Here is a 26,083-nt window from a genome sequence, read left to right on the forward strand (position 1 = left end):
TCGTGTCTCCGGGTCCGTGACGGTCTGTCGGCAGCTCCCTGTCTGGATGTATAGGGACCGGAAAACCGTCACGGATTCTTCGATGAATGAGGACCATCGTCCCGCCCGTCTCCGCAGTTGGACGGAACGATGCGCGCCGGATCGGCTCCCGGCGCAGGAGGTCAGTGTTCAGTGATGGTTGAACTGGTCGTGTTCGGTGGAACCGCTCATGGCTGTGGTGGAGGACTGGCCGCCGCTGGCTGTCGTGGCGACCGCGTCAAACCAGCCCGTGCCCACTTCACGCTGATGGCGTGTGGCGGTGTAACCGTCCACTTCCGCCGCGAACTCAGCCTGCTGCAACTCGGAATAGGCCGCCATGCCGCGCTCGGCGTAGCCTTTCGCAAGCTGGAACATGGAGAAGTTCAGTGCGTGGAAGCCCGCAAGCGTGACGAACTGGTATTTGTAGCCCAGCTTGCCGAGCGCTTTCTGGTAGTCGGCGATCTCCTTCTCGGACAGTTTCTTCTTCCAGTTGAATGAAGGCGAACAGTTGTAAGCCAGCAGCTTGCCGGGGAACTTCTTGTGGATCGCCTCGGCGAACTGCTCGGCTTCCCTCAGGTTCGGCTCGGACGTCTCCCACCACAGCAGGTCGGCATACGGCGCATAGGCTTCGCAACGGGCGATCGCGTATTCAACGCCGAGGCCTTCCTTGATCCGGAAGAAGCCTTCCGACGTGCGCTCGCCAGTGAGGAACGGGCGGTCGCGCTCGTCCACGTCGGACGTGAGAAGCTGGGCTGAGTGGGCGTCCGTGCGACAGACAACGAGGGTTGGCGTGCGTTCGACATCCGCTGCGAGACGGGCGGAGTTCAGCGAACGCAGGTGCTGTGAAATGGGGATCAGCACCTTGCCGCCGAGATGGCCGCACTTCTTTTCGGACGCAAGCTGGTCCTCGAAGTGAACGCCAGCCGCACCAGCCGCAATCATGGAGCGCATCAGCTCGAACACGTTCAGCGCGCCACCGAAACCCGCTTCGGCGTCGGCCACGATCGGCGCCATCCAGTAGGTCTTGTCGCCCTTCCCTTCCAGAGTCGCGATTTCGTCACAACGGCGCAGGGCGTTGTTGATGCGTGACACCACGTTCGGCACGGAGTTCGCCGGATAGAGCGACTGGTCGGGGTACATCTGCCCCGCTAGGTTCGCATCCGCCGCAACCTGCCAGCCGGACAGGTAGATGGCCTTCAGGCCGGCCTTGACCTGCTGCATGGCCTGGTTGCCTGTAAGCGCACCAAGAGAGTTGATGTAGGGTTCTTCATGCAGCAGTTTCCACAGACGTTCGGCGCCCATCCGTGCGACCGTGTGCTCGACGGTGAACGAACCGGAGAGTTTCGCCACATCCTGCGCGGTGTAATCCCGCTTGATGCCGGCAAAACGGGTCTTGTCGCTCATGAACTTTTCGATGGCTTCAACGGACATGGCGTTGTTCCTTCTTGTTTGTGATGTTTTCAGTTAAGATGGTTTCATTGATTACTTCTACAGAAAAGGAACAGATTCCAATGAATGCTGTAAATTCGTTTACAAAAATAACTCTATATTTGTAAAATCTGTTATGGCTGGATCATCTTCAACACGCATCGGTCGTATTGTTCGTCGTCTCCGGCAGGAGAGAGAACTGTCCCAACAGGCTCTGGCTGCCAGACTGGGCATTTCAGCGAGTTATCTGAATCTGATCGAACATGATCAGCGGAGTGTCACGGCCACCCTGCTGATCAAGTTCACACGCGCTCTCGATGTCAGCATCGAGGCGCTGTCGGGTTCGGAGGAGCAGAAGCTTGAGGCCCAGCTCAGGGAGGCTTTGTCAGATCCGGAACTGGGCAACGACATGGAGGGAACGGCCCATGAAGTCGCCGCGGTGGCGTCGCAGGCGCATGTCGCCAAGGCGATTCTGGCGCTGCATCAGGCCTATCGAGCCGCACGACACGATGCGGAAGGTATGGCGTTGCCGGGAGGGCGTCGTCTTGTCCTGCCGCAGGAAGAAGTGCGGAAAGTCTATGACGAACATCGCAGCTATTTTCCGGCGCTGGAGGAAATTGCCGAGGTCGTGCGGGAGGAAATGGCGCGGGATATGGGCTCTGTCCGTGGGGAAGGACTGCCACAGGCCGAGGTGAATCATGCTGTGGCGTCGCGGCTGCGTCAGAAACACGGTGTGGTCGTGCAGGTTCTGCCGCTCGACGACGCGCTGCGGCGTTATGATCCTGTCACACGCCAGCTTGTTCTTTCCGACCTTCTGCCTCGTGAAAGTCGTGGCTTCCAACTGGCTTTTCAGCTCATGCTGCTGGAAGCCCGGGATGTGGTCGAGGCCCTTCTGACGGAAATGGAGCCGAGCACCAAGGAGGCCCGGACATTCCTTCAGATTGGTCTGACCAATTATGCTGCGGCGGCAGTGCTCATGCCTTACATGGCTTTTCTCAAAATGGCCGTTGCCAACCGCTATGATATGGAAGTGCTGAGTTTTCGCTTTGGCGTGTCATACCAGCAGGCGGCCCAGCGTCTTGCCAGCCTGCAACGTCCGGGAGCGCGTGGCGTGCCCTTCTTCTTTGTCAGGACGGACCCGGCTGGCAATATCAGTAAAAGTTTTTCAGCCTGCGGTTTCCCCATTCCGCGTCAGGGTAATCCATGTCCCCAGTGGAATGCCTGCACGGCTTTTACAACGCTTGGCCAGATCAAGACGCAGATCGTTACCTTCACGACGGGGCAGTCCTTCCTGTCCATCGCCAGAAGTTCGATGGGCATGGCCCAGCGATGGGGGGATGCGCGGCCGATACGGACCATCACCATTGGCTGCGACCTCTCGCGGGCGCGGGAACTGGTGTATTCCGATCATCTCAATCTGGATGCACACCCGACCTCAATCGGTATTTCCTGTCATCTGTGTGACTGGGAAGACTGCCGGTCACGGGCTTTCCCACCGTTGAATCACCGTCTGATTCCGGACATCAATGAGCGAGTCCTGCGGCCGATACCATTTGAAGGGCCGTGAGGCGGACAGTCAGCTCATAATGAAAAAGGAGAAGACGGGGGTTCCGTCTTCTCCTTCTCCCGTGGGAAACGAACGATATGGTCCGTTTCAGATCACGCAGTCTTGCTCGCGAAAATACGCGCCAGAATATAGCACCCTACAGCGGTCAGCAGAGAGCTGAGTGCTGTCATGCGCTCTTCCGGATCAATCAGCATGGCGATGAAAACCAGAATAACGGCACCGATGGTTACATAGTTGATCACGGGAAACAGCGGTAGCTGGAAGTTTTCTTTCTCTGTTCCGTCCTTGCGGGCCAGATGACGCGCAACGATGTAAGACGAGGCAATCAGGCAGTAGATCAGCAGGATCAGGCCGCCGCTACAGTTCAGAAGAAAAGCAAAAACCGTTTTCGGGGCAAGGATGGATGAGAAAGCGACCACCGCTCCGGCGATGCTGCTGACCAGAATGGCGAGGCGAGGGGCTTCAGCCGTGGAGTTACGGGTCAGAGTCTGTGGCGCATCGCCCTTGTCGGCCAGTTCCGTCAGGATGCGGGACGTGATGTACATGCTGGAATTGAGACAGGACAGGACCGCGCTCAGGATGACGATACGGGTAATGAGGCCCGCGCCGGGAATGCCCATCGCATCCATGGCTGTCACGAAAGGCGATTTTCCGGCGACGACGGATGTCCAGGGGATGACGAGCAGGATCATCGTGATGGAGGCGAGATAGAACAGCGTCACACGGATGCCGACGCTGCGCGTCACACGGGCGACGTTCTTGCCGGGCTCTGACGATTCAGCCGCCGCGACTGTCGCGATTTCCGACCCCATCATGGTGAACAGGATGGTGGGGATCAGGGAGAGAACGGAGATGAATCCATGTGGGAAAAAGCCGCCATGACCGAAGAAATTCTCAGTGGCGGGCACACCCGGACCAAAGATGTGAAAAACGTAAAGCAGGGCAATGCCGACAAAAAGCAGGATACTGAGAACCTTGATGCCGGACAGCCAGAACTCACATTCGCCAAAAATGCGGGGAGCGGCGAAGTTCACCAACTGGAGGGCGATAATCAGGCCAAGAGACAGCACCCAGACGGGCAGATTGATCCAGTCCTGTAACAGCATGGCGCCAGCGATCGCCTCGCTGCCCAGAACCACGACCCAGAAGAACCAGTAGAGCCAGCCGGAGGTGAAACCGACATGATCGCCATGAGCCTTGCGGATGTATTCCACAAAGGAACCGCGTCCCGGATCGGCGATTACCATTTCCCCCAGCATACGCATGATCATGAAGATCAGGACGCCGACCATGAGGAAACCCAGAAGGATGGCTGGCCCCGTCGCCACGATCGCCGCGCTGCTTCCGACAAACAGGCCTGCACCAATGACGCCGCCAAGAGCGATCATCATGATGTGACGGTTTTTCAGGCCGTTTTCCTGTAGCGTGCTCACTGCGTTATCTTGTTCTGCCATGTAGAGATAAATCCTCTGTCGCTGTCTGTTTCCGTCACCTCTGCCTGGCAGAAGAAAGAAAAACTCCTGATGATAAGCCAGCATTATTGCTGAACGAGAAAATCTGCTTCTCCTTTGTTCTGAAGTCATTACAGTTTAGGTTTCGACTCAGGTCAAGGAACGCAATACCACTTTAGAAGTGTTTGTAGAAATACGCTTCAATGATCCCGGCATGGTTCCCAATGGAAGGCGCGCTGTACCCGTCCGGAATACCCGATCTGGCGAACGCCTTGGCAGTTGGGCCTGAAAAAGCGACGCCACCCGCGACAGCCCCTGAAAGGGTCTCGTCGTATTTGTATTCGGCGGAGAAATCAATTTCGTCAGAGATATGACGCTTCGTGTTCTGGGGTAACCCCATTCCACCCGGGTACAGCAGGCGGAGATCGTAGAAATGTGCTCCGATGGTGAGTTCATCGTCTTTCCGAAGAATATGCACGGGAGGAATTGCGGTTATGTTGAACTGATGGATTTCAACATCGGAAAGCGGCGACAGGTACATGCCGACGATTTCACCGGGCCAGTAACCACCATATGTATAACGACGTCCGTCATAGAGAAAGAACGGATCGTAATTTCTCTTGACAGAACCATGAGAGTTCTTGGCACCGCCAAAACGTGTGTAACGGTAGAAAATATGGGGCGCCCAAGGCAACATTGAAAAAACGTAGCCGGGTTCGAAATACATTCCATAGGCTTCAGTGGATTGATATCCGTTGCGGGCGTGACTGTTCTGTTCCGCGACGAAATCTCCATAAAACGTAAAGTTTTTCGATATGCCAAGGGCTTTTACAGGGAGGAGAGTGCCGCCCCAGCTCAGCGACGCAATGTTCATTCCATCGCGGCTGCCACGATAATTGTAATTATAGTGGGATGAACTGTCGGAATCCCGGACATGGATATAGGTCAATGTCACATAGGCGGCCCGATCCTCATAAAGTGAGGCGCCATGTCCTCCCGGCTTGCTTCTGAACCAGGAGACGTCAAAACCTTCGAATTTTGTCTTTGGGCGGTCGTAACCACGGTCCTGATCGTTGTCGCTGCTACTTTCAAGCATGAAAACGTCTGCACGGACTGAATCGGCCTCGAACTTCACAACGCCGGGACCGGAGAATGCAAATCGTGGCGCATACCACCAGGCACCACGATTGCCTGAACTGTAGGCGCCTTTACCGACCATGAAACCGTCATCAATCTGAAAACGCTGCCGCCCGCCTTCAATGATCAGTTTCTGTTTGCCTTTCAGCAGATGGAGCGGGATCTCAACACCCAGATTGGCGTCTTCCAGTGTAACAGCACGGGGAGTGCCGGATGTCTGTGATATGCTTTCCGCATCGCCGTCGCCGAGGGTCGTGGACCCGACTGCGGAAATCATGCCGAAGACATTGAAACCCCAAGGGGTGTCCCAACGGCCGCTCAGAATAGGTTTGCCGTATAGTTCTCCGTAGGAAGAGTTCTTGTTTTTTACATAACTTCCGTCTTTTCGGGGCTCATATGAGCCTGCACCGAAATTGGTGTTCGGAAGGAAGAAAGCCGCCCCACCGATATCAAGCGCGCCCATGATCGTAACGTTCTTGGCGGACACCAGCGTTGTTTCCGCCTGCGCATCACCGTCACACAGGGGAGAAAGAAACGCTGTGACAGTGAACAGCGCAACTCTGCTTTTCTGGTGAAGAAGGGCAGTTTTCACACGCGCCGCAAGCGAGCCATTATTCCCAAGAAATGATCTGGATTGCACCTGATTTTTCATACCACTCGCCGAGCCATTGATAGGCTTTTGATCTTGTTTTCATATTTATCACATAATGATATATTATATTCAAGCGCAGGAGGGCTTTCTGAATTAGGAGGTATAAGGAGACGGATCGCTTATTTTCATAATGTAATGAAATTTTTTAACTGTATTGTTTTGTAAAAACTAAGTAAGTAAAAGTATAAAATTAATAATACAATATAATAATTTATTTTTATTTTATTTTGCAATTCAATGCTGATTTGTGTTTTTTTATTTCATTTGGAGATTTGTGTGGTTGATGATGGCAATCCTTGGATTGCAGATTCTGCCAGTCGCCGGGAGCAGTAAAATGGATATTTCCCGCGTGTTTTAAATCTGGCAGCGAGAGAAAGCTGTCTTCAGGCTGCGTGTATCAGCGCCATGGGATGGCGAAATTTTTGTTTTCACATTTCTGGGTGTGGAAACAAAAAAGCAGCTCCATAAGAGCTGCTTTTGCACATCGGACTTTCAGAAAAACCGGATTAATCTGTAACCCGATTAAAGAACCCCGAGAACTTTGGATTTTTTCACTTTTTTCGTCGGTGTAGCGCCTTTGGTCGGGGGATTGCCCAGAGCGGCGTTCGCCTTCAGACGACGATTTTCAGCATCACCATCCACGACGGAACCGGCGCCGCCACCTTTCCAGAACAGCAGCGCATCGACATAGCCTTCTCCGGCTTTGCCCAGTTCGCCCTGATCCGCCTGCTCGGCAGCCTCATCCGCCTCGTTGATCAGCATCGTCTGGCCTGAACTGTCCGGGCCGGCCGTTCCGTGCAGGGCGACGTCGGGAGAGAGAGTCTCCAGAGCTTCCATCCGCTGGCTTTCGTCGCGGGTATGGTTGATGCCAGCGCCGGGCTTCACCAGCTCGGTTGAGGGGGGCATGGACAACGGCGCACGGGTCGTGACCGTATATTCATCCGGCACATTGCGCTGGAGGCCAAAGGCGCGGGTTACATCGCTGCCTGCACACCCTGTCAGCAGGGCGCTTAGTCCAAGTCCAAGAGCCACATGTCGAAATCCGACGATTACTCGCATTCTGTTCTGCCTCACTTGTCCCCGGCGCTCCGTTCGACTGGCCGGACATCACCCTCTTGGGAAGGATGCTGCCGCTCCCGATACAGACTGTCCAGTATCAGACCTGCTACACTACACACAATCGCTGCATCAGCGATATTGAAGACATACCATGACCAGCCAAAAGCATGAGCATGGATAAAGTCGACAACCGCGCCATAATGGAGCCGATCAAGCACATTTCCGACCGCGCCACCTGTAATCGACCCGGCCAGACCCGCGATCAGCAGGCGGGGGGTCCGGGCGATCCATGTCAGCAACCCGGTGACGATGGCGAGCGAAATGACGGAAAAAATGATCCTGCCTGAGGCTCCCGCTCCCCCGAACATCCCGAAGGTAATGGCGTGATTCCAGACCATGGTGAAGTTCAGGCCGGGGCAGATTGCCACCGACCCTTTTTCAGGCAGCCGGAAACCGAACAGAATCCAGTATTTGGAAATCTGGTCGATCAGAAAGACGGTGACCGCACAAAGCAGACCGACCGCCTGAGAGCGATAATGCAGCCGCATTTTCTCAGTGGCCAGATACGGGAGTGCAGAACAGCCCGCTTGCGACAACATCGGCACAGCGCACGCACAGCGTCGGATAGGCTGCATTCTGTCCGACTTCAGGCAGGACCTTCCAGCAGCGGACGCATTTTTCACCCTCAGCCACGCTCACGACAGGGACGCCACAGGGGATGCCTGCACCATTTTCAGGCTTGGGCGCGGTCTCCGGAATGATGGAAAATTCAGCCTGCGAGACAATGGCCAGATCGGCCCAGTCAACACCGTCAAACAGGGAGACCTGATCCTCATAGACCGGCAGTTCGATCACCGCCTGTAACGAAGAGCCGATCTGTCCCGAGCGTCGGGCAGTCTCGATCTCTGTGGTGATGATGCGTCGGACAGCACGCAGTGTCGTCCAGCGGTCGCCCAGTTCCGGGTCATTCCATTCTTCCGGAACGACAGAGAAAGCTTCCAGATGCACGGAAGAGTCCTTGCCGAAACGGGCCGTCCACGCATCGTCAGCCGTGAAGACCAGAACCGGCGCCAGCCAGGTGGCGAGGCAGCGGTGCAGGACATCCAGCACTGTGCGGGCCGCGCGACGACGCAGGCTGTCGGTGCCATCACAGTAGATGGCGTCCTTTCGGACATCGAAATAGAACGCTGAAAGGTCAGTCGTGCAGAAACCGTGCAGGGCCGGGTACACGCCCACCCATTCATGCGTCTCGACCGCCTGACGCATCATGCCGTCAAATTCGGTCAGGCGATGCAGCACCCATTTCTCAAGCTCGGGTAGTTCCGCATACGGAACTGCTTCTGCATCAGTGTAGCCTTCCAGCGCGCCCAGCAGCCAGCGCAGGGTGTTACGGAGACGACGGTAAAGCTCGCCCTGCTGCTTGAGGATTTCCTTGCCAATGCGAAGGTCTTCGTTGGTGTCGGAATTCATCACCCACAGGCGGAGAATGTCAGCCCCGAGCGAATCGTTCACGTCCTGCGGCGCGATGACGTTGCCCAGAGATTTTGACATCTTGCGACCCTGCTCGTCGAGCACGAAGCCGTTGGTCACAAGCGTCCTGTAAGGGGCAACGCCACGTGTTCCGACACTTTCCAGCAGGGAAGACTGGAACCAGCCGCGATGCTGGTCAGACCCTTCCAGATACAGGTCGGCGGGGAAGCGCAGGCCGGGCTTGTTCAGCACGAAAGAATGCGTCGAGCCGCTCTCGAACCAGACATCGACAACATCGAAAACCTGCTCGAAATCGGCCGCATTGTAATCGTTGCCGAGGAAGCGTGACGGATCGCTGTCATACCAGGCGTCCGCACCGTCCTCACGGAAGGCTGCCACGATACGGTCCATGACGGCGGCGTCCCGCAGGACTTCGCCGGTCTGCCTGTTCACGAACACGGCGATGGGAACGCCCCATGCGCGCTGCCGCGAAATGCACCAGTCGGGACGGTCAGCGACCATGGAGGTCAGACGGTTACGGGCCTGAGCCGGGACAAAGGTCACGTCACCGAGCGCCTGAAGGGCTTTCTCACGAATCCGGTTTTCGCCATCCATGCGGATGAACCATTGGGGCGTGGCGCGGTAGATGATCGGCTTCCGTGACCGCCATGAATGCGGGTACGAATGGACCAGTTCGCCACGGGCGAGAAGACCGTTTGGCGCGGAATCTTCTGCAACAGCCTTGGTCATGCTCTCGGACAGGGCGGAGCAGACCGGGTCCGCCGCCCTGAACACATGGACACCGGCAAACAGCGGCACATGGTCCACGTAGCGACCGTCATCGGCAATCAGTTCGGGGATTTCGATCCCGTTCGCCTTGCCGACGGCAAAGTCATCCTCGCCGTGCGAGGGGGCGATATGAACGAGACCCGTGCCCGCGTCATCAGTGACATACTCGGCGGACAGCAGAGGCACGTCGAACTCATAGCCCTGACCGCGCAAAGGATGTGAGGCAACGGCTCCATCAAGAGCGGAACCCGGCATGGTGTAGAGAATATGGTGTTCAAGAATGCCGCAATCCTTGCAGACCTGCCCGACAAGGCGCTCGGCGACCAGCAGTTTCATGCCCGGTGCGATGGCCGCATCTGCCGCCGTTTCATCAGCGCGCAGGACGACGTAGGTGATTTCAGGATTGTAGGCGATGGCGCGGTTGGCCGGAATCGTCCACGGGGTCGTCGTCCAGATGACGGCGGAAACGTCGCGGAGCGCTTCCGCTGATGTCGGGTCGGTGATGATCGGGAAGGCGACGTAGATCGTCGTTGAGGTATGATCGTGATACTCGATCTCGGCTTCCGCCAGCGCGGTCTTTTCGACCGGGCTCCACATGACCGGGCGCAGGCCGCGATACAGTGCGCCGTTCAGCAGGAACTTGCCGATTTCTCCAACGATGGCGGATTCTGAACTGTAATCCATCGTGGAATAGCGGTGGCCCCACTCGCCCTGCACGCCGAGCCGCTGGAATTCGCCCATCTGCACGTCAAGCCATTTCGCGGCCCATGCACGACATTCGCCACGGAACTGGAGAACGGGGATGGAATCCTTGTCGCGTTTCGCCTTGCGATATTCCTCTTCAACCTTCCACTCGATGGGAAGGCCGTGACAGTCCCAGCCGGGAACGTAATGGACGGCGTACCCCGTCATACGATGGCTGCGGTTGATCACGTCCTTGAGAATCTTGTTCAGGGCGTGACCGATATGCAGGTTGCCGTTGGCGTAGGGAGGACCGTCATGCAGCACGAACAGCGGTCGGCCTTCACTCTGGGCAAGAATCTTGCCGTCGAGATCCAGTTCCTGCCAGCGGGCGAGCAGCTCCGGCTCCCGTGTCGGCAGATTGCCGCGCATAGGGAACGAGGTCTTCGGTAGGAAAACGGTCTCGCGAAAACCGTCTGCCTCAGCGTTGCTCGTGTTCGTCTTGTCCGATCCGGTCATCGTTCCCGCTTGGTCATTCGCTAAAATTCATGATGGACTTACGTCCCGTCCCGGTAAGGGGCAGGACGTTATGAAGAGGACCAACCGGCCCGGTCAAGATCATGCGCCGCCGGGATGTTGCCGAGGCCGCACTCTGGCGGTTCAGTCTTCCACGCCGACCATCACGTCCGAGGCCTTGATGACGGCGTAGGCGGGCTTGCCGACCGCCAGATCAAGATCGGCCACGGCTTCGTTGGTGATGGCGGCCATGACCGTTGTTCCACCGATATCGATGCTGACGTGAGACGTGGTGGCGCCTTTTGCAATGGCTGTCACTGTGCCGGGGATCTGGTTGCGTGCGCTGAGTTTCATGGTGATTTCCTTTATGTCATCAGACGCAGAAGAACTGTTGCTGCGTCAGGAGTATTCCATAGAAGCGGGCCTGCGTGGCGGCAGACGAGTTCGCCCTGCCGGTTGATGAAAAGCGTGAGGGGCAGGCTGCTTTCTTCCAGACTGGCTGGTATGGCGCGCCGCTGGTCATAGTAGGAAGAGAAATCTTCCATGTGCAGCTTTCTGAGGAAGGGCAGGACGACTTCGGGGCCACGATGATCGACCGATACAGGAAGCACTGCGATGCCGCTCGTCGTCAGTGCAGGAGTGATTCGGGCGAGGGCAGGGAGTTCACTGATGCATGGACCGCACCATGTCGCCCATAGATGCACGACAGTTGGTCTTCCACGGAAATCGTCAAGGGCGTGCTCCGTCCCGTCCTTGTCTGTAACAGTCTGGCCGGTCAGAGGCTGGGGTGTTTCTTTTATCAGTGTTGCGAGCGAAAGCGGAGTATCCGTGATATCTTGTGCATGAAGAGGTTTGCGCGGCGTCATGCCTGCGATTAGGGTGCCCGCCAGCATAAGGATGGAACGCCGCTGTAGTTTCAGTTTCGCGGATGGGATGCGGTGGCGAAAGTGATGTTGAGGCATTTGATGAGTGTGGACGAGCAGAACGCAGTGAGCAAGCTGACAGAAAGCCCGACAGAAAATAGCGCGAATGTGCAGTGGGGCGGCCGGTTTGCAGGCGGCCCATCCGCCATTATGCGTGAAATCAACGCCTCCATCGGGTTCGACAAGATTATGTGGCGGCAGGATATTGCCGGATCGCTCGCTCACGCTGCCATGCTGGCGAAAGTCGGTATCATCAGCGCCGACGATGAAGCCGCTATCAAAGGTGGTCTGTCCGAAATCGGTGCCGAGATCGAAGCGGGATCATTCCCGTTTGATGAAGCGCTTGAAGACATCCACATGAACATCGAAGCGCGCCTGAGCGATCGGATTGGTGAAGCGGGCAAGCGTCTGCACACCGGCCGCTCCCGCAACGATCAGGTGGCGACGGATTTCCGCCTCTGGGTGCGCGACGCCATCGACGGGATCAGCGGGCAGGTCGAGGCGCTGATGCGATCGCTGGCCACGCGGGCTCTTGAATATGCCGATACGGCGATGCCCGGCTTCACTCATCTCCAGACAGCCCAGCCGGTTACGTTCGGCCACCATCTGCTGGCCTATGTCGAGATGCTGTCGCGTGACCGGGGCCGTCTGGCGGATGCCCGCAAGCGCCTGAACGAGTGTCCTCTCGGCTCGGCGGCTCTGGCTGGAACGTCTTTCCCCATCGACCGCAGGATGACAGCGGCGGCGCTCGGATTTGACCGTCCGACCGCCAATTCGCTCGATTCCGTGTCGGACCGCGATTTCGCGCTCGAATATCTCTCGGCGCTCTCCATTATGGCGATGCATATGTCGCGTTTCGCGGAAGAAATCGTCATCTGGTGCTCGTCGCCGTTCAGTTTCATCCGTCTGACGGACGCCTTCACCACGGGCTCCTCCATCATGCCGCAGAAGCGCAACCCTGACGCCGCCGAACTGGCGCGCGCCAAGGTTGGGCGTGTGCTGGGCTCGATGGTCAGTCTTCTGACGGTGATGAAGGGGTTGCCGCTGGCCTACGCCAAGGACATGCAGGAGGACAAGGTTCCTGTGTTCGAAGCGACGGAGGCGATGGCGCTCACGCTTGCTGCTTGTGACGGCATGGTGCGTGATCTGACCGCCAATGTGGAACAGATGCGCAAATATGCGGGTTCCGGGTTCTCGACGGCCACGGACCTTGCCGACTGGCTTGTTCGTGTTCTCAAGGTGCCGTTCCGGACCGCACACCACGTCACTGGTCAGTTGGTGGCCATGGCAGAAAAGAAGGGTGTCGATCTTTCTGATCTGAGCCTTGCGGAAATGCAGTCTGTGGAGCCGGGCATCACACAGGATCTTTATTCCGTGCTGACAGTCGAGGCATCGATTGCATCGCGTGTGAGTGAAGGTGGCACGGCGGGAAGCAACGTGCATCGGGAAGCCGAAGCATGGCTGAAGCGGCTTGGAAAAGGGCACCAGAACTGATGATCCGTCGATTCACAGCACTGGTGGCGCTTGTTTGTATTACGGTTCCTCTTGCGGGATGCGGTAAGAAAGGGGCGCCTCATCCTCCGGGGCCAGACAGCGAGATTGTTTATCCGCGTAGTTATCCCGCTCCGGATTGAGTTTGTTGTAATTCAGTAGACGATATTGAATTGTAGGGATGCATGCGAATATTCGTTTTCTGACTAAAGCTGTCATACTGATGGCAGATAATATGCTGCTGACGTTTTCGTACACTCTTCAAGTTTTTTCAATAAACTCTAGGATGCCATGACTGTTACGATTTCCCAGTTCGGCGGGCAGGCAGAGCCGCAGCAGTCTCGGCGTGAGGCTGTGTCGTCATCGAGTTTTTCAGCTGGAAAATGGCTGGTTATTGCCAGTATTATGTTCAATCCTTTTTTGTGTTTTCTGGACACGAAGGGAATTTTGCATGCATCTAATGGTATTATTGTAATATCTGAACTTTTTATTATCTTCGCCGCTACATGGATTGTACGAAAAAACATAACATCAATAGCAGTTATTCTGTCAATTCTGATATCGGGTTATGTGATTGCTGCTCATCTCATCAATCAGGCCGTCACACTTAAAATCTTACACGATCTTTGGATTCCGTATGTTTTCTACCTTCTGGGGAGCATGACATCCATTAAAACGGCAAGGGAAACACTGTGGATTTCAATATCTCTGGTATTGTTTTTTGCGTTTTTTGAGTTGTTGGCTTTTGATCTATATGGTCATTTTTTCAATATCTGGCAGTATTATGTGGATAAAGGCGCCGTCGGCTCAGATGTTATCAATTATCGCCAGACAACATCATTTGTAAGTGGTGCACGAGGAACGGATGCTCGTACGTATTTTCCCTCTCTGCTTGGACCTGTGCGTATCTCATCAGTATTTCTTGAGCCGGTTTCAATGGGTAATTTTGCAACTATTGTTTTCGCATGGGGGTTGATTACATGGGAAAACAGGCGAAATGAACACTCTATTTTACTAATGGCGCTTGGATTTCTTTGTATCATACTAACCGACTCTCGTTTTGCTACAGGATGCTGTGTTCTGCTTGTTTTAGTGCGTCTGCTGCCTCTTGCGCGCTCGTCTTTCTTTGTTTTTATTCTACCGATCCTCATCATGGTGACTTTGACTGTGGTAGGCTCAGGATATGAAATTTCTGGGACTAAACCAGGCATTTTGAGCGATGATTTTAAAGGACGTCTTCTGTTCTCGGGTCGTCTTCTTGACGACTGGAGTCTGGTGCACTGGTTTGGTTTCGCTGATTCTCCAGTTTATACCGCAGATACAGGATACGCCTATCTTTTCAATAATCTTGGTCTGCCTTTATCTATTGTCTTGTTTGCCGTGATTGCTTTCCATAGAACCGGCAACTCGGAAGCCATGATCATGAAATCCATGATGGCGGTCTATTTTGGAACTTCATTGTGTATTGGCGCGAATGCAGTGACCATCAAGACTGGAGCTTTATGCTGGTTTCTTTATGGGGCCATTGATAAAATTCGATTATTTTTTAAAAAATAATATGTTTTCAAAATGGAATTAATTTAAGAGAAAATAAAAATTGGTTCGGGATTAAATTCTTAATTGAAGATATGGAATTGTGTATTTATCAATCAAGAATCTGAATTTCCCATATGGGCATTTTAAGCCCTCATTATTTGTGAGATAATGATACAATTTAAAGGGAAAAACCGGCCGATGGTAGCGGTGGACGGATTTGAACCGCCGACCAAGGGATTATGATTCCCCTGCTCTACCGCTGAGCTACACCGCCATCGCGCCGATGAGCGCTGAAATATCCAGATGTGATGGCGACGTCAACCCATATCAGACCTCATAACGTCATATCTGTCTGTTTCGGGCAAATTCTGAATGGGACTGTCCGTAAAAACGGTAAATGGCTGCACCTGAAGCAAAATATATCGCCAGAAGAATCGCTGGCAGACGGTTGCCTGAGAGAATGCCGCTGGTCAGTTCGATCAGAAGCGGCAGCATCATCACACCCGCGAACAGAATTCCTAGCAGAGGAGTGAGACCCAACCAGATGCGGCCGACCCGTATGGCCCCGAGCGGAACGCGGTAGGGGCGCTCCGCTTCAGGGCGGACTGAGCGGTCCCTGAGGACCGTCAGATTGACCACGCCAAAAGCTGCGGCGGTGCCGATACTCACGAGGTCACTGATGATGTCGATGGGGAGCGTCGCCGCGGCCAGAGCTACCAGCATCCCCAGAAGCAGAGAGCCTGCTGCTGGAGTATGAAAGCGGGGATGAAGCCTGTTGAAAACAGGCGGCAGAAGACCATCCTGCGCCATGGTGAAAAAGATCCGGCTCTGACCATAGAGCAGGCCGAACAGCACCGAACAGAGCCCAATCACGCCAGCCAGCTTCACCAGCAACGCCAGAGATGGGGAGCCGATTGCGTCAGCGGCCAGCGCCAGAGGGTCAGACACATCCAGTTGACGCCAGGGAACGACACCTGTGAGGACCAATGCCACGCACAGATAGATCAGAGTGCAGATCAGGAGCGATCCAATGATGCCGATGGGGATATCGCGACGTGGCGAACGGGCTTCTGTTGAAGCGGTCGAGACGGCCTCGAAGCCGACATAGGCAAAAAATACGACCGAGGCGGCCCGGAAGACTCCCGTGACGCCGTATCGGAAAGCGCCTTCCGAGGGGGGGAGAAAAGGGTGCCAGTAGTCCGGATGGATGGCTGTCAGTCCGACCGAGACAAAGATCAGCAGGGTCATCGTCTTGAGCAGAACAATCGCCGTGTTGATGGTGATGGATTCTGTCACACCCCGCATCAGCATGGCTGTTACGGCCACAACGGAAAGTGTTGCAGGCAGGTCTATGCGCCATCCGGCTAACAGCGTGGTTCCGTGGGGCGTCATGGACGCCGTGATCATTGGCGCGTGCAGGGAAGCAGGAACGATAATGCCCAAATCATGCAGAAAACTGACGGCATAACCTGAAAAGCCGGAGGCAACGCCCGCGCAGGAAATGCCGTATTCAAGAAGAAGCAACCATCCCACCCACCAAGCCGCCCGTTCTCCCAGTGACACATAGGCGTAGGTGTAGGCTGAGCCTGAAACCGGGATGGAAGAGGCCAGTTCGGCATAGGAAAAGGCAGTGAACAGACAGGCAAGACCCGCGATGATAAAAGAGAGTACGACAGCGGGACCGGCATAATTGGCTGCTGCCGTGCCCGCCATCACATAGATACCCGCGCCGACAGTCGCGCCGACACCCAGCATGGTCAGGTGGAAAGGCCCCATGGTGCGACGCAGGCCGGACGTCTCACTGGCCTGCACGGCCTGTTCAACCTCTTTACGTCGTGGTTCTGTCATGTTTCTGACGACCTGCTGCTATCTGGAGAAACGGTCTGCAAGCGAGCAGTCGTTATGGGCCGACACGCTCCCACGACAGGAAATCAGTCATGGGAAACAGAGCCGTGAAAAAGATGGTGTCCGTTAAAGGACGCCGCTCAGATAAGCCAGCGACCCCAGACCGAGCAGGATGCAGTAATAGGCAAACGGAGCCAGAGCCCATTTCTCATGCTGGCTGAAGTAACGCATCAGGATGCCAGTGCAGATCAGAGCGGTTACACCGGCGACACAGGCAGCGATTGCGCCCTGATGGATCTGTTCGTGCGTGACGGGAACGTGGCGCATCTTCAGAATCTGATGCGCCGTGGCCGCCAGAATGATCGGCTCCGCCATCAGAAACGAAAAGCGGGCGGCGACGTCGTGATGCAGTCCACGCAGCAGACCGCCTGCGATGGTTGCGCCGGAACGGGACATACCCGGAAAAAGGGCGAGACACTGGAACAGGCCGATAACCAGAGCGTCCCGTGCAGTCAGACTGGCGATCGGCCGTCCGGCCTCGGCCTCTTCAGCGCGTTGCGTGGACATTCGTGAGCGCAGTTTCTCCACGATCAGGAGCATCACGCCGTTTGCGACAAGCAGCCCTGCGACAGGCAGGGGGGAGCCGAACAGATGGCGGAAAAGATGCTCGAACAGGCCGCCACAGATAACCGCAGGGACAGTGGCGATGGCCAGCAGGAAGAGAATCCGGAAGCTTTCCAGCCTGTAGCGTCTGCCATGCAGTCCGAGCGCCCCGCCAATGATCGCCGCCCAGTCGCGCCAGAAAAACACGAACAGTGCAACGGATGTCCCGAGATGAAGCATCACGAGAAAAGGCAGAAAAGTCGGATCATTCTCGTCAAAGTGCCAGTGCAGCAAAGCGGGCAGCAGCACCGCGTGACCCAGACTGCTGACCGGGAAGAGCTCGGTTGCCCCCTGAAGAATTGCAATGATGAGGGCCTGCAGCAATGACATAGAGTGAATCCGTTTCCTGAAAGACCTGACGACCCAGATATGCCTTGCATGTGAATCGTCTGAATATTTGCGGTAAAATTACCGCGCCTTATCCGGCAGGGATACTGCGTTTATGATCGTTTTGGTATCAAGGCGTTATTCTTTTTTCCTGTCGGCTTGACCGTGTGGGGCTGCAAAGCCTTATTGAAGCATGACGGGCGTTCAGGAATGTCCGCTAGAGCAACGTCCGATCAGACGGAATCGTCTGGTCGGATAAAGTTGCTCGATAAACAATGAGTTGGAGCGGCATCCGTGATCCAGTCTGAATGGATGCCGCTCTAGAAGGACGCAGGAATGGCCCGCAACAGACAGACAGGCACCACCGTTTTCAGCTTTGGCGTTCTGGCTGCCACGATAGGGTTCGCTGTCTACGCTCACGGCACGCAGACAAGCTTTGGCGTTTCCCGCTACCCCCTGTCCGCGAGCTTTGTCTCCGCCAACGGTCTGAACCCCGGGGCTGCGGTCGATATCGCGGGAGTGTCTGTCGGACGTGTCTCCGACGTGCATCTTGATTCCCAGACACAGGTGGCTGTCGTCAGGTTTGAGGTCAACGACACGCTGCACTTTCCTGTGGACAGCGTTCTGAGCGTTGGTTCGACGACCATGTCAGGCGATAACGCCCTGATGATCGAGCCGGGGAAGTCCAGCCAGATGACAAAGGCTGGAGATGTTCTCACCAATACCCGTGAGCCTCTGAGTCTTGAACAGCAGGTGAGCAACTACATTTTCGGGAACGGTGGTCTGCCCGCAAACTGATACGGCCAGAACTGATATGGTCAGATTTTCCGGCTTGATCAGTCGTTCAGCGGATAGGAACGCAGTAGCCGGCGCTGTTCGAACCAGAGACGAAACCCCGCGGGCAGAGGTGTTGATTTCCAGCCGCGCCTGCGATTTTCAGCGCCGATTCGGAACGCCTCTCCATAATGATGGAACTGCGCGGCGTAGGCTTCCCGCAGCGTCGTGCGGGCATCCCAGATATGGGTCGCTTCCGAGCCCACACCATTGATTTCGATGATCTCGAAATCCTCGCCGTGTCGGAGAGAATCCTGAGAACGGAACTTTACGTCCACGCGTCCGAAATGGAATTCCGGAATATCCTGCATGATACGATCCAGAACGGCCGTGAGTTCCGGAGTGATGTCGGCAGCGCCATTCCGGAAAACCGAACCCTTGCAGTGGTTGCCTGTAAAGACCAGCGGCAGCCCTTCACCAGCGGCAGGCACATCGTTCAGACGGTCGGCCAGCCGGGGGCGGTAGATCTGCGGTAGAAGTCTGGTGCGTGGGTCACGGTCCAGCAGTTCGGCGACGGTCGATTTTCCGTCACCCAGCAGAACAGGCACATCCTTATAGGTGATTGATGTAATCCGCCCCTGCTTCTCTCCTGCATGGCGGATATAGAAAAGCCCGGCTTCGTGCTCCCATGGGATCAGACGCTGGAGCACGAGACGGACACCGCGCGGGTATTCCTGAAGAATCTGTTCCAGATCAGCCTGAGTGCGGGCGAGCTTCACGCCTGTACCGTTGCAGCCCACGTCTGGTTTGACGACGACAGGGCAGGTGATGCCCACGGCTTTCATGGCCACTTCGGCACGTCTCTGATCGTCACGATCCGTATCCAGAATCGCGTAGGGCGCAATGAAGCCTTTTGCAAACGGGCCAGCCATATCGAGGATCGAGCTTTTGCTCTCGCCGCAGAGACCGCCGGTCGAAATCAGCGGATTGGCCGCTGTGGGCATGCCCATATCGCGGTAACGCACGCCCAGAGCGAGCCAGTAAGCGACGATCGGCGTATAGAACAGCCAGCCCGGCCAGAACTCGAAAAAGCTGACAGGCTCCGCGTTCTCGATATGCCGTCCCCGTATATGCGCGATCAGGGTGCTGACAAAGGAGAGCTTTTTGTTGTCAGTCGGGGGGGGCGCGAAAGGAGTGGGCTGATGTTTCAGTCCTGAGGCGGACGGGCCACGGAGAGGAGAAGGTGTGGCGTACGAAGCCGGTTGCGACGAGTGGTCTGAGTCCGTCGATGTATCCGCGACAAGGTCCGAGAGACCTGTTCCATCCAAGTGATCCATTTCGCCCTAACCTCGTGCAGATGGCGATTGCATGCGGGCGACATGACGTCCGACAAGAACGATAGCCAGAACAAACCCTGCGACACCGACCCAGCGCCAGGCGCCAAGTTCGTCCAGCAGAATCTGACCCATTTTCAGCGACAGCGCAAATAATGCGGTTGTCCACAAAAGCGTGGCCAAAGCCGTTGCGAGGATGAAAACCCTGAACCCTGCGTCAAAAAAACCTGTTGCCGTGTAGATGGGAAGGCGGGTTCCCGGAATGAAGCGGGACACGAAAATAACCCGGAACAGAGCCGCTCCACGCCACCATTTCGGACCGGACGCATGTCCTTTTCCAGTCGTTGCGGGCGCCCAGCGGCGGGCGGGAGGCCAGAAGGCGGCCAGCCGACCCAGCCCATACAGTCCCGCATCTCCCGTGACGATCCCGACATAGAGAGAGAGCAGGGCGAGGGGAAGCGCGACGGCTCCGTCTCCGACAGCAATCGCGGTCAGAATGGTCGCGCCGTCTTCAAGAATGAATGTGCCGATGATGATCGTCACAACCTGCCACAGGGGAGTATGCGCGGCGGTTGTGAGGCCGGTTGTCAGCATGCTGGGCAGATCGAAGGACATCGCGAGTTCTTTACACGGGCTGAAACTGAACTCCAGTTTCCAAAAACGCACAGCGGCCAGTCAAACCCGGTTTTGACGGAAAAAATTGATTAAAAAAGCTTAACTTCCGGTGATTTATGTTTACTGTGCTTTATGTCATTCATGGAGCAGGACGGTACAATCTTGTCAGAAAAGCTGTGCTCACTCGTCGATCTTGCTCGTGAAATTCCGAATTTGCCTGCCACAGGCCCTGCGCGACTGGCCGCCTTGCGGTCTGCGATAGGCAGTCGCCCGGCGCCTGCCGCTCTCGGGGTGCGGCGTCGTTCCATCGTGAAGTCGACCAGAAAGCCCGGCCTTCCCATAACCTCGTCGCCAGTGACCGCGCCGTCACAGCCGGTGCTGCGGATGACCGAAGCAGAAGCCGGAGCGCTCCCCGTAGCCGTTCGCTTCTTTGATCGGGAATGGTATCTCGGTCAGCACCCCGATGTTGGACATGCCGGCATCGACCCCAGCCGCCACTACATGGAAAAAGGCTGGCGTGAGGGGAGAAATCCCAATCCCTATTTCGATGGCCGCGCCTACCTTGCAGCCAACCCGGATGTCGATCCCTCCACAAATCCGTTCGAACATTTCATCTTTTTCGGCATTGCGGAGCGCCGCCGCCTGAAGCCTGCTGGACCGGTCGTAAAATAGCTTCACTGCCCCTCTGGAGAAGCCCCACCGATCGCAGTAAGGGAAAGCGTGGATGGCTGAGGCGGGATGTTCCAGCCGCCATCTGACAGGCAGTGCAGCATTTTGGAGAGTGTGCCGGCATGACTTGCATGATCAACCGTCGTTCCGCAGTGCGTGGTCTGCTTCTCGGCGGGCTTGGCGGCGCGGTTTTCCTGCGTCCCGCACTGCTCCGGGCAGCAACAGGTCATGCGACCGGCTCCTATGCGCAGTTTCTGGAAGGCGTCCGCAGTCAGGCTGTCGGAATGGGGTTGTCGGGTTCTCTTGTCAGCGAGGCCCTTTCCCTCACGCACCAGCCCAATGCCCGCGTATTGCAGCTTGACCGTCATCAGCCTGAATTCACGCTGACATGGGCGCAGTATCGGGAGAAGGTGCTGACAGAAGCCAAGATCGACGCGGGGCGGGCGGCTTACGCCAAACAGCACGGATCGCTCGTCAGGGTCGAGACGACGACCGGCGTGGACCGGCAGCCGGTCATGGGAATCTGGGGGCTTGAATCCTATTACGGTCGTATCACTGGTGGTTTCAACGTGATCGACGCGCTGGCGACACTGGCTTTCGACGGTCGTCGCGCCGCCTTTTTCCGCTCCGAGCTTCTGAAGGCCCTGCAAATCCTTGGTGAGGGACGGATTCCCCCGGCCTCCATGACAGGCAGCTACGCCGGTGCGATGGGGCAGCCGCAGTTCATGCCGAGCGCCTATCTGAAATATGCCCGTGCCTTCGACGGCTCTTCCCGCGCCGATATCTGGAAAAATGTGCCGGATGTGCTGATGTCCATCGGTAACTATCTGTCCAGATCCGGCTGGCGGACGGGAGAGCCTTGGGGACAGGAAATCACCGTGCCAGACTCCCTGCCGCAATCATCCGTCGGGCGTGATCATACACGCACGCTACAGGCATGGATGGATGCCGGAGTCCGTCGCAGGGATGGTTCGAATTTCGGGCGACCGGACGTGGAAGGGGCCATCGTCCGCCCTGACGGGCCGGGCGGCGACGCTTTCATGGTTTATCACAATTTCAACGTGATCCGCCGCTATAATCCATCCGACTATTACGCGCTGGGCGTCGGGTTGATGGGCAATCTTACAACATGAAATGTCCGGTCTCTCGCGCCAGAGGTCTGTCTGTCGTCCGTTGGCTCGTTCCCGGAACGGCATTTCTCCTGACGGCATGCCACAGGCCTGCACCGCAGTTGCCGCCTGCCCACATCCATTACGAAGTCGGAGCTGCCTATAAACAGGATGGTGTCTGGCTTTATCCGCGACAGGAATTCGCATGGCGGGAGAGCGGTCTGGCGGTGGTGGATGCTGACACATCTCCTCACATCACGGCGGATGGCGAAATCTATGATCCCACGGCGATGACAGGGGCGCATCCGACCCTTCAGTTGCCTGTGCAGGTGACGGTTCGGAATCTGGATAATGGTCGTCAGATCGAGGTGCGTCTGAATGATAGAGGGCCGAAACAGCGCGGCAGGCTGATTTCCCTCACACCGCAGGCGGCGGCGGCTCTCGGGATGGGGCGTGGACCGGCGCGTGTCGAAGTGATCGAGAACGAGTTGCCGAGCCGACTCTTCGCTGAAACGCTGCCGGGTGGTCCGTTGCTGGACATGAAGGCCGCACCCGTCGGCACAGTGCAGACCGAATCGCTCGATATGCCTGCCGCACCGAAAACGGTTCCGGGCAGCCAGCCGGAAACGGGCGCACAGCAGGTGCAGCCTGCCTCTCTGCCGTCCCTTCCTGTCGTCTACACACAGGGCTGGGCGACCCCGGGAAGTCTCTGGATTGAAGTCGGGCGATTTACACAGCGGTCCTATGCGGCGATAGAAGCGGCACGCGCCGGAGGAACGGTGAGTTACGCCTCTGACAATAACGGTCCCGGCTGGGTCGTGCGCGTCGGACCATTCACCAGTGTCGCTGATGCGGACGCGGCACTGGACCAAGCCCTGACCCTCGGGTTAACGGGGGCCCACATTGTCGTCGAATAGGATTGGGAACGTGCAGACCCGTCGGATACTTCTCGCCAGCGGCGCGGCCGCCATCACCGGTGGCGCCGGCCTTTTGAATGGTGTCGCGGCATTCGCGGCAAAACCCCACCATGCTGCCCGGCATGGCGGGAAAGCGGCCCCGGTTGCTGAAACCCAGACGCCGATCGCTGATTCGACGCCTGCCATGACCCCGATCGGCCCCGTGGATACGGTTGCCCGCTGGGCCTGCATCACCGACTTCGACAGCGGACAGGTGCTGCTGGAAAAAGCCGCTGACGAGCATATGCCGCCATCATCCCTGACCAAGATGATGACCGCCTATGTCGTGTTCGGCATGCTGAACGCGGGACGCCTCAAGCTGGACCAGACGCTGCCTGTCAGCGAAAAGGCATGGCGCATGCAGGGGTCGAAGATGTTCGTGCCGCTGGGCGAGAGCGTGCCGGTGCAGGATCTGATTCAGGGCATGCTGATCCAGTCCGGCAACGACGCCTGCATCGTTCTGGCTGAAGGTATTTCCGGCTCTGAAGAGCAGTTTGTCGCCGTGATGAATGACACGGCCGCCAAGCTCGGAATGAGCAATTCCCACTTCATGAACACGACCGGCTGGCCCGCTGAAGGGCATTACATGTCGGCGCGGGACGTCTGCACCATCGCGACGCACCTTATCCGCGATTTCCCGCAATATTATCACTTCTTCTCTGAGACCTCGTTCGCCTTCAACAAGATCAATCAGGGCAACCGGAACGTTCTGGTCGATAAGGGCCTCGCTGACGGTCTGAAGACCGGCCATACGGATGCGGGCGGCTTCGGTCTTTGCGCCTCGTCCAAGCGGGACGGTCGCCGCGTGGTAATGGGCATCAACGGCATGGCGAGCACGAATATCCGTGCGCACGAAGGCGAGCGTCTGCTCGGCTGGGCGTTCGCCAACTTCGAACTGGCCGTCATTGCGCGCAAAGGACAGGTGCTTGATCAGGCTCCTGTGTGGATGGGACAGGACGCGACCGTGCCAGTCGTGGCGTCCCGTGACGTGACGTTCCTTCTGCCGCATGGCTGGCAGTCCCGCGTGCATATTTCCGTGGACTATCTCTCGCCTGTCGCCGCTCCGGTCACGGTTGGCCAGTCCCTCGGGCAACTGACCGTCACGCTTCCGACCAGCCAGACCGCAGTGGTGCCTGCCGCTGTCGTGCCGGGCGTTGCGGCTCCCGCCGCTCCGGCACCACAGGCGACCGTGATCACGGTTCCCGTCGAAGCAGGATCGGCTGTGGCCAAACTGGGCTTCGGTGGCCGGATTGCCGCCCATCTTGGCATGAAGCGTCACTGATACGGTGAGCGTTGCAGGCAAAAGCCCCGGTGCTTTCATCACCTTTGAAGGAGGAGAAGGGGCCGGTAAATCGACGCAGCTCCGGGCTGTGGCGCCTCGTCTTGAGGCGCTCGGCTACGAGGTTGTGGCGACGCGCGAGCCGGGTGGTTCTCCCGGTGCGGAAGCCCTGCGGGAACTGCTGCTGTTCGGGAAGCACGATCTTTCAGCCCGTGCCGAGATCATGACCCATTTCGCGGCCCGCTGCGATCATGTCGATCAGGTCATCCGGCCAGCCATGGCAGCCGGAAAAATAGTTCTGTGTGACCGCTTCTTCGATTCCACCATGGCCTATCAGGGCTATGGACGCGGGGAGGGCGATCCATCCCTGATTGCGATGATCCGTTCCCTGCGTGATCTTGTCGGACTGACACCGGATTTGACCGTGCTGTTCGAGGTCGGTCTGGATACCGGCCACCGTCGTATGACGGCCCGTGCGGCAGCTCTGGCAGGACAGGATGCTCCGCTTGATCGGTATGAAAGCGCGGACCGTGCCTTTCATGCACGGCTTGCGGCCGGGTTTCGCGAGATTGCCGATGCCGAGCCCGGGCGTTTTGTCACGGTTTCATCCGAAAGCGAGGATGTGCAAGCCGTCACTGAACGGGTTGTGGACCTGCTCAAGACTTTCCTCGAAGAGCGCTAGATCATGGCGGCCCGACGCGTCACATCCGCTACCGAAGCTGATCCTGACGCGATCGTTTCTCCGATGGATGCGGCTCGTGCGGCCTCGCTGCATGTTGTGGGGCATGACGATGCATTCAGAGCGTTCGACGAGGCTTTTGCGTCCGGGCGGCTGCATCATGCATGGCTGCTGACCGGCCCGGAGGGAATCGGCAAACTTCCGCTGGCGTTCCGGATGGCGCGCAGACTGCTTGGTGCGGAGGATGGGCATTCATCAGCCGGACGTCTGGTGAGCGCGGGTTCCCATCCCGATCTGCTGGCAGTCGGGCGCGCCTTCGACGAGAAAAAACAGAAATTCAGGGGCGAGATCGTCGCCGATGACATTCGGCCCATCAACGCCTTCATGCACCGGACTGCGGCGGAAGGCGGCTGGCGGGTGGTCATTGTGGATACCGCCGAAGCCATGAACCGCAACGCGGCCAATGCGCTGCTCAAGATTCTCGAAGAGCCACCTGTCCGCGCCATTCTGATCCTGACCAGCGCCACGCCCGGCGCATTGCTGCCGACCATTCGCAGCCGGGTGCGCAAGCTGTCGGTCGCGCCACTCCGGGAAAGCGATGTCCGCGCTGTGCTGAGGGCGACTGTGCCCGACGCCGAGCCGGGTGAAATCGAACGTGTCGTGCCTTTGGCCGAAGGATCGCCAGGACGGGCGATAGCCCTTCTGGCGGACAAGGGTGGTGCTATCGACGCTCTGGTTCATGAAGCCGTCAGAGGTATGCCAACCGGACGTATTCTGGACGCGGCGGAAACCCTGTCCCGGTCAGGGGACGCCGGTTTCGGACTGTTCTTCACTCTGCTGGGGAGCGCCATTGCCGAAGAGGCGCGTGCCGTATCGAAAGACGGGCTGCGCACTGGCATCCGGTTGGCGGACGCATGGCGGGAAGTCGCGGCGATCCGGGCCAAGACCGAGAATTTCAATCTCGACAAGCAGGAAGCGATTATTGAAGCGCTGACTGTTGCAGGTCAGACCCGCCAGAGCTGAGCGGCCTGATTGAAAAGGGTGGATTTGCCGTTGCCGGGGGTCGCCTCATGGACGCTGATCCGATATGAATACGGCACCATCAGGCAGGATCA

At 57.2% G+C, this 26,083-nt stretch carries 22 protein-coding genes and 1 tRNA gene; 10 read left to right on the forward strand and 13 right to left on the reverse strand.

The features are described 5' to 3' along the window. Positions 1 to 168 precede the first annotated feature (168 nt). Positions 169 to 1,449: an isocitrate lyase gene (gene aceA, locus LKE90_RS04045; RefSeq protein ID WP_291491599.1), complete on the reverse strand. Its 1,281-nt coding sequence runs from the start codon at positions 1,447 to 1,449 to the stop codon at positions 169 to 171. Between the two features lie 133 nt (positions 1,450 to 1,582). Between aceA and LKE90_RS04050 the strand changes: the two genes are divergently transcribed. Then, positions 1,583 to 3,013, forward strand: coding sequence for a helix-turn-helix domain-containing protein (locus LKE90_RS04050; protein WP_291491600.1), 1,431 nt, complete (start codon positions 1,583 to 1,585; stop codon positions 3,011 to 3,013). Positions 3,014 to 3,105: 92 nt separating this feature from the next. Here the strand turns inward: LKE90_RS04050 and LKE90_RS04055 are convergent, their stop codons facing one another. The 7 genes from LKE90_RS04055 to LKE90_RS04085 all read right to left on the reverse strand — a co-directional run bounded on the left by LKE90_RS04055 (position 3,106) and on the right by LKE90_RS04085 (position 11,661). Continuing rightward, positions 3,106 to 4,467, reverse strand: a complete 1,362-nt coding sequence (locus LKE90_RS04055) for an amino acid permease (RefSeq protein WP_291491601.1) — start codon at positions 4,465 to 4,467, stop codon at positions 3,106 to 3,108. A 172-nt stretch (positions 4,468 to 4,639) separates the two neighbouring features. Beyond that, on the reverse strand, positions 4,640 to 6,193 hold the full coding sequence (locus tag LKE90_RS04060; RefSeq protein ID WP_407066057.1) for a hypothetical protein: 1,554 nt from the start codon (positions 6,191 to 6,193) through the stop codon (positions 4,640 to 4,642). Positions 6,194 to 6,775: 582 nt separating this feature from the next. After that, complete coding sequence (locus tag LKE90_RS04065; protein WP_291491603.1) at positions 6,776 to 7,312, reverse strand: DUF3035 domain-containing protein; 537 nt, start codon at positions 7,310 to 7,312, stop codon at positions 6,776 to 6,778. 11 nt (positions 7,313 to 7,323) lie between these two features. After that, entirely contained in the window at positions 7,324 to 7,860 is a 537-nt protein-coding gene (lspA, locus tag LKE90_RS04070; protein WP_291491604.1) for a signal peptidase II, read from the reverse strand. Positions 7,861 to 7,864: 4 nt separating this feature from the next. Then, positions 7,865 to 10,771 carry an isoleucine--tRNA ligase gene (gene ileS / locus LKE90_RS04075; protein WP_291491605.1) on the reverse strand — a complete coding sequence of 969 codons (2,907 nt, stop codon included), beginning with the start codon at positions 10,769 to 10,771 and terminating at the stop codon, positions 7,865 to 7,867. Between the two features lie 141 nt (positions 10,772 to 10,912). Then, positions 10,913 to 11,122: a TOBE domain-containing protein gene (locus LKE90_RS04080; protein ID WP_291491606.1), complete on the reverse strand. Its 210-nt coding sequence runs from the start codon at positions 11,120 to 11,122 to the stop codon at positions 10,913 to 10,915. Positions 11,123 to 11,133: 11 nt separating this feature from the next. Continuing rightward, positions 11,134 to 11,661, reverse strand: a complete 528-nt coding sequence (locus LKE90_RS04085; RefSeq protein WP_291500992.1) for a TlpA family protein disulfide reductase — start codon at positions 11,659 to 11,661, stop codon at positions 11,134 to 11,136. Between the two features lie 72 nt (positions 11,662 to 11,733). Here LKE90_RS04085 and argH point away from each other — a divergent pair, with 72 nt between their 5' ends. Both argH and LKE90_RS04095 read left to right on the forward strand, forming a co-directional pair. Further along, on the forward strand, positions 11,734 to 13,185 hold the full coding sequence (gene argH, locus LKE90_RS04090; RefSeq protein WP_291491811.1) for an argininosuccinate lyase: 1,452 nt from the start codon (positions 11,734 to 11,736) through the stop codon (positions 13,183 to 13,185). Positions 13,186 to 13,473: 288 nt separating this feature from the next. Next, positions 13,474 to 14,739, forward strand: coding sequence for a polysaccharide polymerase (locus tag LKE90_RS04095; protein WP_291491608.1), 1,266 nt, complete (start codon positions 13,474 to 13,476; stop codon positions 14,737 to 14,739). Between the two features lie 178 nt (positions 14,740 to 14,917). Here the strand turns inward: LKE90_RS04095 and LKE90_RS04100 are convergent. The 3 genes from LKE90_RS04100 to LKE90_RS04110 all read right to left on the reverse strand — a co-directional run bounded on the left by LKE90_RS04100 (position 14,918) and on the right by LKE90_RS04110 (position 17,556). Beyond that, a tRNA-Met gene (locus LKE90_RS04100) sits at positions 14,918 to 14,992 on the reverse strand. 68 nt (positions 14,993 to 15,060) lie between these two features. Continuing rightward, positions 15,061 to 16,566, reverse strand: coding sequence for an amino acid permease (locus LKE90_RS04105; protein WP_291491609.1), 1,506 nt, complete (start codon positions 16,564 to 16,566; stop codon positions 15,061 to 15,063). Between the two features lie 123 nt (positions 16,567 to 16,689). Continuing rightward, entirely contained in the window at positions 16,690 to 17,556 is an 867-nt protein-coding gene (locus tag LKE90_RS04110; RefSeq protein ID WP_291491610.1) for an undecaprenyl-diphosphate phosphatase, read from the reverse strand. Between the two features lie 333 nt (positions 17,557 to 17,889). Between LKE90_RS04110 and LKE90_RS04115 the strand changes: the two genes are divergently transcribed. Beyond that, entirely contained in the window at positions 17,890 to 18,351 is a 462-nt protein-coding gene (locus tag LKE90_RS04115) for an MlaD family protein (protein ID WP_291491611.1), read from the forward strand. A gap of 38 nt (positions 18,352 to 18,389) precedes the next feature. On the opposite strand, the gene LKE90_RS04120 is transcribed toward LKE90_RS04115, so the two are convergent. Both LKE90_RS04120 and LKE90_RS04125 read right to left on the reverse strand, forming a co-directional pair. Continuing rightward, positions 18,390 to 19,664, reverse strand: coding sequence for an ATP-grasp domain-containing protein (locus LKE90_RS04120; RefSeq protein ID WP_291491612.1), 1,275 nt, complete (start codon positions 19,662 to 19,664; stop codon positions 18,390 to 18,392). A 6-nt stretch (positions 19,665 to 19,670) separates the two neighbouring features. Beyond that, a complete protein-coding gene (locus LKE90_RS04125) occupies positions 19,671 to 20,255 on the reverse strand; it encodes a DedA family protein (RefSeq protein ID WP_407066058.1) in 585 nt (194 codons plus the stop codon). A 183-nt stretch (positions 20,256 to 20,438) separates the two neighbouring features. On the opposite strand from LKE90_RS04125, the gene LKE90_RS04130 reads away from it, so the two are divergent. From LKE90_RS04130 to LKE90_RS04155, 6 genes are all read left to right on the forward strand, one after another. Then, on the forward strand, positions 20,439 to 20,948 hold the full coding sequence (locus LKE90_RS04130) for a hypothetical protein (RefSeq protein WP_291491614.1): 510 nt from the start codon (positions 20,439 to 20,441) through the stop codon (positions 20,946 to 20,948). 128 nt (positions 20,949 to 21,076) lie between these two features. Then, the gene (locus tag LKE90_RS04135) at positions 21,077 to 22,078 is read left to right on the forward strand and encodes a lytic murein transglycosylase (RefSeq protein ID WP_291491812.1); all 1,002 of its coding nucleotides are present in this window, start codon (positions 21,077 to 21,079) and stop codon (positions 22,076 to 22,078) included. Next, positions 22,075 to 22,971, forward strand: a complete 897-nt coding sequence (locus tag LKE90_RS04140; RefSeq protein WP_291491615.1) for a septal ring lytic transglycosylase RlpA family protein — start codon at positions 22,075 to 22,077, stop codon at positions 22,969 to 22,971. The genes LKE90_RS04135 and LKE90_RS04140 overlap by 4 nt, the downstream gene beginning before the upstream one ends. A 10-nt stretch (positions 22,972 to 22,981) precedes the next feature. Beyond that, entirely contained in the window at positions 22,982 to 24,292 is a 1,311-nt protein-coding gene (locus LKE90_RS04145) for a D-alanyl-D-alanine carboxypeptidase family protein (protein ID WP_291491616.1), read from the forward strand. A 4-nt stretch (positions 24,293 to 24,296) separates the two neighbouring features. Next, positions 24,297 to 24,971, forward strand: coding sequence for a dTMP kinase (gene tmk / locus LKE90_RS04150; RefSeq protein ID WP_291491617.1), 675 nt, complete (start codon positions 24,297 to 24,299; stop codon positions 24,969 to 24,971). 63 nt (positions 24,972 to 25,034) lie between these two features. Then, positions 25,035 to 25,991 (forward strand): DNA polymerase III subunit delta', encoded by a 957-nt coding sequence (locus LKE90_RS04155; RefSeq protein WP_291491813.1) that lies wholly within the window; start codon positions 25,035 to 25,037, stop codon positions 25,989 to 25,991. Positions 25,992 to 26,083 lie beyond the last annotated feature (92 nt).

This window comes from Acetobacter sp., assembly GCF_022483985.1.
Lineage (GTDB): Bacteria > Pseudomonadota > Alphaproteobacteria > Acetobacterales > Acetobacteraceae > Acetobacter.